The 8,865-nt window shown below is 75.1% G+C and carries 6 protein-coding genes and 1 pseudogene; 5 read left to right on the forward strand and 2 right to left on the reverse strand.

Going from position 1 to position 8,865, the window contains the following annotated elements; genetic code table 11:
• Positions 1 to 17 precede the first annotated feature (17 nt).
• Positions 18 to 515: a DUF2703 domain-containing protein gene (locus tag TU30_RS13420; RefSeq protein WP_234307853.1), complete on the reverse strand. Its 498-nt coding sequence runs from the start codon at positions 513 to 515 to the stop codon at positions 18 to 20.
• A 333-nt stretch (positions 516 to 848) separates the two neighbouring features.
• Positions 849 to 2,297, reverse strand: a complete 1,449-nt coding sequence (locus TU30_RS13425; protein ID WP_042169324.1) for an MFS transporter — start codon at positions 2,295 to 2,297, stop codon at positions 849 to 851.
• Between the two features lie 437 nt (positions 2,298 to 2,734).
• Here TU30_RS13425 and TU30_RS37180 point away from each other — a divergent pair, with 437 nt between their 5' ends.
• The 5 genes and pseudogenes from TU30_RS37180 (at position 2,735) to TU30_RS13445 (ending at position 8,834) form a co-directional block, all read left to right on the forward strand.
• Positions 2,735 to 3,670, forward strand: coding sequence for a DUF3027 domain-containing protein (locus TU30_RS37180; RefSeq protein ID WP_042169046.1), 936 nt, complete (start codon positions 2,735 to 2,737; stop codon positions 3,668 to 3,670).
• Positions 3,671 to 3,789: 119 nt separating this feature from the next.
• Positions 3,790 to 3,987, forward strand: a pseudogene (locus TU30_RS37185) (beta/gamma crystallin domain-containing protein); the annotation flags it as partial.
• A gap of 326 nt (positions 3,988 to 4,313) precedes the next feature.
• Positions 4,314 to 4,886, forward strand: a complete 573-nt coding sequence (locus tag TU30_RS37190; protein ID WP_234307855.1) for a hypothetical protein — start codon at positions 4,314 to 4,316, stop codon at positions 4,884 to 4,886.
• Positions 4,883 to 5,491, forward strand: coding sequence for an ABC transporter substrate-binding protein (locus TU30_RS13440; protein ID WP_042169049.1), 609 nt, complete (start codon positions 4,883 to 4,885; stop codon positions 5,489 to 5,491). The genes TU30_RS37190 and TU30_RS13440 overlap by 4 nt, the downstream gene beginning before the upstream one ends.
• A 211-nt stretch (positions 5,492 to 5,702) precedes the next feature.
• Positions 5,703 to 8,834 carry a sacsin N-terminal ATP-binding-like domain-containing protein gene (locus tag TU30_RS13445; RefSeq protein WP_042169051.1) on the forward strand — a complete coding sequence of 1,044 codons (3,132 nt, stop codon included), beginning with the start codon at positions 5,703 to 5,705 and terminating at the stop codon, positions 8,832 to 8,834.
• Positions 8,835 to 8,865 lie beyond the last annotated feature (31 nt).

The following is an 8,865-nucleotide window of genomic DNA, read 5'->3' on the forward strand; positions in this document are numbered from 1 at the left end:
GCCGTTCTCCGGGTCGATCAGGCGTCCTTCTTCAGCCGGAAGTTCCACAGGCCCGTGGCGTCGCTCTCGCCCTCCTTGACCGACACCAGGGTCGAGTCGCCCTGGGCGCCGTACTGGGCGTTGAAGAACACGCTGCCGGGGATGGTGCGGTAGGTCTTGGTGCTGGAGTCGGTCAGCGGCTGACCGTTCATCAGGATCGTCCAGCCCTTGTCGGCGACCTCCGGCTCGACACCGAAGCGCACGGTCTCGTCCGGGTCGACCGTGATCTCCTTGACGTCCTTGTCCTTGAGGCACTTGGAGAGGTCGGCGGCCTTCAGGGCCTCGCCCTCGCCGCCGCAGGTCGCCTCGGAGCTCACCGAGGAGCTGCCGACGGTGAGGGTGGACATCGCCGTCGGCTTGTCACAGGCCGACAGGACGAGCAGTCCGGCGGATACGGCGCCGGCGGTGGCGACGGCACGGCGGCGTCGCACGGCGCGGGCACTCGGAGCGGCTGCGCCGCGAGGCAACGTGGTCATGGGCGAAAGGCTATCGGGCACGCCTCACCCGTTCCCCACGTGGGGGTACGGCGTGGCCGGAGCGTTACGCCACTCGCGCGCGAGCCCTCCCGGGAGCGGGGTGGCGGGGCCGGCCCGGCGGATGCGGGCCGGGGCCGCCGCGAGACCGTCGCCGGAGGGCGCGTCGCCCTCGTGCCGGCCGGTCCGTGCGCTGATCGGCGGCTCGTGTCGTCCGGGTGCGCGAGCCGTCCCGGGGAGGGGCGGGCAGGGGGCGGGGCAGGGGCTGGTGCGGGTGCCGTCGCCGGAGGGCGCGTCGCCCGCGTGGTTGCCCGGTCGGTGTGCCGCACGGCGGGCTCACGCCACCCGCGTGCGTCCGCTGCCCCTGCCGTGCCGGGCCGAGCCGATCAGGCCGCGGACGGTGGCCAGCCAGCCCGTGGCGACGATCGCGGCACCCACCGCCAGGCCCAGCGACCCGATCAGCGGCATCGCGATGCCGATCGCCCCGCCCAGCACCCACGACATCTGGAGCAGCGTCTCGGAGCGCGCGAACGCCGACGTACGGACCAGTTCGGGCACGTCCCGCTGGATGAGCGCGTCCAGGGACAGTTTGGCGAGCGCCTGCGCGAACCCGGCGATCCCGGCCAGACAGGCGATCACGACCGCGCCGAACAGCGCCGCCGCGGTGATCGCCGCGGCGGCCACACAGGCCACCACCGTCACGATGATGATCTCCGGCGCGCGGGATCTCAGCGAGGCCCCGACGGCCGTACCGAGCGCGTTGCCCGTGCCCGCCGCCACTCCCACGACGGCCAGGGACACGGCGGCGCTCTGCCCGGACATCGGATGCTCGCGCAGCAGGAACGCGAGGAAGAAGATCAGGAACCCGGTCAGACAGCGGATGGACGCGTTGGCGGCCAGCGCGTGGGTGACGGCCGGGCCGACCGTGCGCAGGCCGGGCCGCTTGACCGGCTTGAGGTGCGGGCCGTGCAGATGCTCCTCGTCCGCCGCGAGCAGCGCCGTGTCCTCCCCCTTCGCGGAGTCCACCTTCGACGGCAGCGTGAACGCCAGCACCGCCCCCGTGACGAACAGGACGAATGCCCCGTACAGCGGCCAGCGCGGCCCGATCTGGTGGAGGCCCGCGCCGATCGGCGCCGCGATGCCGGTGGCCAGCAGGCCGCCCAGGGTGACCCGCGAGTTCGCCTTCACGAGCGAGAACGCGGGTGGCAGCAGCCGCGGCACGACGGCGCTTCTGACCACCCCGTACGCCTTCGAGGAGACCAGCACGCCGAGGGCGGCCGGATACAGCTGGAGGCCGCCGGTGACGACCGCCCCGGACAGCACCAGGGCGAGGATCGCGCGGGCGAGCATCGCGCCCGCCATCGCGGCCCGGCGGCCGTGCGGGAGACGGTCGAGGAGCGGGCCGACCACCGGGGCCAGGAGAGTGAACGGGGCCATCGTGATGGCGAGGTAGAGGGCGACCCGGCCGCGGGCCTCGTCCGTCGGCACGGAGAAGAAGACGGTGGACGCGAGGGCGACAGTGATCATGACGTCGCCGGCGCCGTTCACCCCGTGCAGTTCGATCAGTTTGCCGAGGCCGGACTCGCCGGCGCCGTGCGCGTGGGTGGCCCGGCGGATCCCGCGCGCGGTCCCGGTCACCGGGAGGCGCAGAACGCGCCCGAGCGCGCGCAGCGGGCCGCCCGCCCGGCCGGTCCCGACGCGTCGGCCCTTCTGCGGGCCCTTTCCCTTGACCCCGTCGGCCTCACCGGTCCCGGTGGCGCCCTGGGGTGTCCTCGCGGTAGCCACGACGTTCATAGTGCCCCGATATGGCGGTACGTAGTGCCGCAACCTCGGCGACGGCTCCGGCACGTGCCGCTGTCCGGCGGAACGCCCCGGTGGTGAGGGGCCTGCCGGGTGTCCGCCGTCCGCCGTCCGCCGTCCGGCCGTCCGCCACGCCGGTGCGGCAAGGGCGTCGTACACGGGCGCCGCGGGTTCCGCGGGCGTGGCGGGGGACGACGGGGACGGCGCGGATTCCGGCGCGCGATGGCCCGAGAACTACCGTCGGTGTAGGCCATACGCACGCGAGAAGGTAGCGTGCATATCTCAGCCATCCCGCAGAATGGATGGAGGCGCGCCCGAGCACGAATCGGCGCGGACGTCGACGCGGTCCTCCGGTCCGCTCCGTCCGCCCCCGCGCTGGGAGTGGCGCACTCGTGAGACGGCGTAGGAGAGAAGCGATACCTGTGAGCGCAGCGACAACGCGAAGCCGCACCCCCGACCGCCTGTGCGCCGAGGCGGTCGACCTCGCCCGTGCCGCCGCCGAGGAGGCCGCCGCGCCCGGGGTCGTCGGAGAACACGAAGGTCTGGTCTCCGAGGGCGACCGGGTCGTCACCCACTTCTTCGCCTGCCGCGAGCTCGGCTACCGGGGCTGGCGCTGGGCCGTCACCGTCGCCCGCGCCTCCCGCGCCAAGCTCGTCACGGTGAACGAGTCCGTCCTGCTGCCCGGCCCCGACGCGCTGCTCGCACCGGAGTGGGTGCCGTGGAGCGAGCGGCTGCGCCCCGGCGACATGGGACCCGGTGACCTGCTGCCCACCGACGCCGAGGACCTGCGGCTGGAGCCCGGCTACTCGGGCGAGGACGAGCCGGCCCCGAACTCGACGGTCGCCTCGGTCACCGGGGAACTCGCCGAGCTGGCGGAGGCGGAGGACGCCGAGGTCGCCGCGGGCTCCCCGGCCGACCTGACGATCGCACCCGCCCGTGGCTCGATCGCGTCGGTCGCCGAGGAACTCGGCATGCGCCGCGCCCGCGTCCTGTCCCGCTACGGCCTGCACGTCGCCGCCGACCGCTGGGAGGAGGCGTTCGGTGCCAAGACCCCGATGGCGCAGGCGGCCCCCGCCTCCTGCGTCAGCTGCGGCTTCCTCGCCCGCATCGGCGGTTCCCTGGGCCAGGCCTTCGGCGTGTGCGCCAACGAGTTCTCCCCGGCCGACGGCCGCGTGGTCTCCCTGGCGTACGGCTGCGGCGGCCACTCCGAGGCCGCGGTCATGCCCAGGCCGCCGCAGCCCGTCCCGCCGAGGATCGACGAGACCCGCGTCGACCCGTTCCCGCTCCGCCCGGCCGCGGACTCCGGCTCGGTCCCGGCGACGGAGGACGAGTCGTCGGCGGAGCTGGGTCACTCGTAGGCGGAGTACCCCGCCCCCGAGAGGACTGCCCTCGACGGCCCCGGCGCGGGCTCCGTCCGCCGCCGCGATCAACCAGACCGACTGCGGCAACCGGACCGACTTCGTCAAGGTCTGGATACAACGGCGGAAACCAGACCAGATGCTTCGCCGACGCGGGCATCATGGCCCCCTGCCTCCCCGACGTCGAACGGATCACGTCCGGCAACAACAACGTCGAGATGCTGCTGGGCAACCAGACGAAGGTCATGGGCAAGTGGTCGACCACCGTCGACGTCGAGAACCTCAACGCCACGCTGTACATCCTGCAGCTCCGCTGACCCGCGGCACCGGGGCCCGACGAGCCGTGCACCGGGGCCCGGCCGGCCCGGCGCACACGGCCTTCTCCGTTTGCGTGCCGCCGGAGTGCCCCCGCCCGGCTGCCCCGCCGTGCTGTGGACAGGGCCTTCGGCGGCGCGGCGACGACCCGTTCAGCGGCGTGTGCGAAGGGCGCAGGTCCGGCCCCTCACCGCCCGGCGAGGGCCGGTGGCGAGTGGAACCGGCCGCGGCGGGGAACCGCCGACCCCCTCTTTCGTCGTCTCGCGTTCGTGAGGGAGACGACCAGACGTGCTCGGATACGAAGCGAGTACGACCATCGGGGGGATCGATGTTCACTGTTTTCCGACTGCCGGCGCCCGCTGCCCGGCCTTCGCGCGCAGCCGTCACCGCCGTCGCGGTGGTGACGGCGGTCGCGGTGCTCGCCGGCTGCGGCGGTGACGGGGAGCGCGGGGAGACGGCGGAGGGGGAGACGGGGGAGGGGGGCACGCCGACCTCGCCGAACGCCTCCGCCACGCCGAACGCCTCCGCCTCCGCCGAGCCCTCGGCCTCCAGCAGCGTCGGTGCCCTGCCCGACGCGTACGACTTCACTCCCGCTCCGGAGCGGATACCCAGGACGGCCGCCCAGGCCCGCGCCCTCACGCGCGACGTCGTGCTCGCGCCCGCCGACTGGACGCCCGGCATGGTCCGGCACGACCCGTACGAGACGGCCGGCACCTGGCCGGTGCTTCCCGACACCTGTGTCTGGACCCGCGGGAAACTGCCCGACGGGGTGCTGGACAGCCACAACCGCCGTATCGACCTGCCGGCGAAGGACGGCAAGGGCCGTGTCCTGGGATCGGGCTGCACGACCTCGACGACATCGCTCTCGTCGACGACGAGAGCGAGTACGGACGGCAGGTGACCCGCCTGTTCGCCGAAGGGCTGCGGGGCACGGGCGGGCGCAACGTCCTGCCGGAGACGGTCCCCGCGGACGGCCGGGACACCGACGCCCGGGTCCGGGCCATGATCGCGCGGTCTCCCGGCGCCGTGGTCTACGGCGGCGGGCCCGACGGCATGGCCCGCTTCGCCCGCGCCCTGGCGGAGACCGGCTACCGCGGGCCCCGCATCGCCAGCCAGACCGCCCACGACCCCGGCTTCCCCGCGCGGGCCGGGGAGGCCGCCGAGGGCTGGCTCGTGGTGTCCACGGCGACCGACCCGTCGGCCGCGCCGTCGACGCGCGCCTTCACCCGGGCGTTCCGCACCCGCCACCGGGCCGATCCGCCCTCCTTCGCCGCCGAGGCGTACGACGTGGTGCGGCTGGTCACCTCCTGCGTGCGCACGCTGGACCGGCCCCGGCCGACCCGGCACGATCTGGTGCCCGTGCTGCGCAGGACGACGTACAAGGGGGTGTCGAAGAGCTATGCCTTCGAGCCGGAGAACGGCGGGTACGTGGGCGAGGGCGTCTTCTTCTACCGTGTGACCGGCGGCCGTTTCCGTTTCCTCGGCAGCGATCCCCGGAAGGTGTGACCCGATCCGGCCGTACCGGCACGCGTCGGTATGGCGGCTCGGTACGCGTCGGTACGCATCGGTACGCGTCGGTATGGCGGCCCGGCACACGCCGGTACGGCCCGGGGCGTGTCCCGGGGGCGCCCGCCCTCTCCGGCGTGATGCGCGCTCACGGCCGGTGGAGCGGTACCTTCGGGCTCACGCCGATGACGGCCGACGAGGAGAGATCAACGTGAGCATGTTCGTACGGCCTGCGGACGAGGGCGCGGACCCGTTCGGTACGGCGCGGCTGCGGCGTGGGGTGCTGGACGCCTGGGCCGCCAGTCCCGCGCGGTTCCGCGAGGACGCCAACGCCGAGGAGGATCTCGTCCTCGGCGGGTACCGGGACCGCCTCGTCGTCGAGCTGGCGCAGAACGCCGCCGACGCCGCCGCCCGCGCGGGAGTGCCGGGGCGGCTTCGGCTCACGCTGCGCGACGGGGTGCTCGTCGCCGCCAACACCGGTGCCCCGCTCGACGCGGCCGGCGTCGAGTCGCTGTCCACCCTGCGTGCCTCCGCGAAGCGGGACGCCCCCGACCGGGCGGTCGGACGGTTCGGGGTCGGCTTCGCCGCCGTGCTCGCCGTCACCGACGAGCCCGCCGTCGTCGGGCGGCACGGCGGAGTGCGCTGGTCGCTCGCCGAGGCGCGCGGGCTCGCCGGGGAGAGCGCCGGGTCCAGCGCCGGGCTCGGTGACGAGATCCGGCGGCGGGACGGGCACGTGCCGTTGCTGCGGCTGCCCTTCCCCGCCGAGGGGACCGCCCCGGACCCGTACGACACCGCCGTCATCCTGCCGCTGCGCGACCCTGCCGCGGCCGCTCTCGCCGAACGGCTGCTGCACGCCGTCGACGACGCCCTGCTGCTCGCGCTGCCGGGGCTTGAGGACGTCGTCGTCGAGATCGGCGACGACGAGCCCCGCACCGTGACCCGCCGCACCGAGGGCGACCTCACCGTCGTCGAGGACTCGCGGGAGGGGACCACCCGGTGGCGCACCGCCGCCGCGCACGGGCCGCTCACCCCGGACCTGCTCGCCGACCGGCCCGTCGAGGAACGGCTGCGGCCGCACTGGTCGGTGACCTGGGCCGTTCCGGTCGACGCCGACGGCAGTCCGGTACGGCCCCGGACCAGCCCCGTCGTGCACGCCCCCACCCCCAGCGACGAGCCGCTCGGCGTGCCCGCCCTGCTCATCGCCTCCTTCCCGCTGGACTCCACCCGCCGGCACACCGCCCCCGGCCCGCTCACCGACTTCCTGGTGGAGCGCGCCGCCGACGCCTACACCGGTCTCCTCGCCGACTGGCGCCCGGTGACCGCCGGGATCATCGGCCTCGTGCCCGGCCCGCTCGGCAAGGGCGAGCTGGACGGGGCCCTGCGGCAGGCGGTGCTCGCGCGGCTGCCGCGGATCTCCTTCCTCCCGCCCGCCGTCGCACCGGGTGCGCAGGACGAGGACTCCGATCTGCCCGAGTCGCTGCGGCCCCGGGACGCCGAGGTCGTCGAGGGGGCGGGCGCCGAGACCGTACGGGTGCTGGCGGAGGTTCTTCCGACCCTGCTCCCCGCCGGGCTCGAGCGGCGGGCCGAGCTGCGCACGCTCGGGGTGGCCCGGGTACCGCTGACCGACGCCGTCGACCGGCTCGCCGGGCTCGAGAAGTCGCCCGACTGGTGGCGGCGGCTGTACGAGAGCCTCGCCGGGGTCGAACCGGACCGGCTCTCCGGACTGCCGGTGCCGCTGGCGGACGGGAGGACCACCATCGGCCCCCGTCAGGTCCTGCTGCCCGGTGCCGAGGCCGCCCGGGTCGACCCCGCGACGCTGGCCCGGCTCGGCCTCAAGGTCGCCCACCCGGACGCCGCGCACCCCCTCCTGGAGAAGCTCGGCGCCCTCCCGGCGACCCCGCGCGCGGTGCTCACCACCCCGCAGGTGCGGGCCGCCGTCGCCGCCTCACTCGACGAGGAGTCCGCCCTGAACTGGGAGGACGAGGCGCCCGACGCCGACGAACTCGCCGACACCGTGCTCGGGTTGGTGCGCGACGCCGGTCTCGAACCGGGCGACGAGCCCTGGTTGGGTGCCCTCGCCCTCCCCGACGAGGACGGCGAACTCTCCCCGGCCTGCGAACTGGTCTTCCCCGGCGGCCCGTTCGCCCAGGTGATGCGGGAAGGCGAACTCGCCGCCGTGGAGACAGAGTTGGCTGAACGGTGGGGTGAGGGGCCGCTCGCCGCCTGCGGTGTGCTGGTCGACTTCGTGCTCGTCCGCGCCACCGACGTCGTCCTCGACCCGGACGAACTCGAACCCCGTGAAGGGGACTTCGCCGAGCCCGACGACGCGGGCCTGCTGGACGCCGTGGACGTGTGGAGCGAGGACGTCCTCGACCGCTTCCCCGACAGTCCGGTACCGCCCGTCGCCACCGAACTCGTCGCCGTCCGCGACCTCGACCTCGTCGACGACGACCAGTGGCCCCGCGCCCTCGCCCTGCTCGCCCGCCCCCCGCTGCGCGACGCCCTCACCCAGCCGGTCCGCGTCCTGCTGCCGGACGGCACCCACGAGGTCGTACGCCCCTACACCGCGTGGTGGCTGCGCGGGCACCCGGTGCTCGGCGGCCGCCGCCCGGCCGGACTGCGCGCCGCCGGGAGCGACCCGCTGCTGCGCGGCCTGTACGACGAGGCCGACGCCACCGGTTTCGACGACGAGCAGGTGCTGCGGGCCCTCGGCGTCCGTACGTCCGTGTCCGCGCTGCTCGGCGAACCGGGCGGCGCCGCCGAACTCCTCGACCGCCTGGCCGACCCCGACCGTGAGGTCACCGCCGGTCGACTGCACGCCCTCTACGGGGCGCTGGCCGACCTGGACCCGGAGCAGGTGACCCTGCCGGACAGGGTGCGCGCGGTGGTCGACGGCCGGGTCGAGGTGGTGGACGCGGCGGACGCGGTGGTCGTCGACTCGCCCGACCTGCTGCCGTTCACCGGGGGAGTGGCCCTGCTGCCCGTGCGCCCCTCGCGCGCCGCCGAGCTGGCCGAACTGTTCCAGGTGCGGCGGCTGAGCGAGTCCGTCACCGGCGACGTCGACACCGAGGGCACCGAGCACGACGTACCGGAGTCGGTGCGGGCGCTGCTCGGGGCGGGCACCCCGGGCACGTACGTCGAGCACGAGGAGCTCCTCGTGGACGGCGTGGAGATCGACTGGCGGCTGACCCGCGACGGGGTGCTGCACGCCGCCACCCTGGAGGGCGTCGCCGCCGGACTGGCCTGGGCGGCCCGGCAGTGGCCGCGCCGCTTCGAGGTCGCGGCGCTGCTGGAGGACCCGTCCAGGACCGAGGAACTGGCCCGGGACCGCTGGTTCGACTGACGGGTGGACGTGGCCGGGTGGGGGGGGGGGG

The sequence above is a fragment of the Streptomyces sp. NBRC 110035 genome (genome assembly GCF_000829695.1).
Classification (GTDB): domain Bacteria; phylum Actinomycetota; class Actinomycetes; order Streptomycetales; family Streptomycetaceae; genus Streptomyces.

Bases quoted from the DNA above. Each gene is read 5' to 3' on its own strand.
- TU30_RS13420 (WP_234307853.1), bottom strand. From the start codon at position 515: ATGACCACGTTGCCTCGCGGCGCAGCCGCTCCGAGTGCCCGCGCCGTG.
- TU30_RS37190 (WP_234307855.1), top strand. From the start codon at position 4,314: ATGTTCACTGTTTTCCGACTGCCGGCGCCCGCTGCCCGGCCTTCGCGC.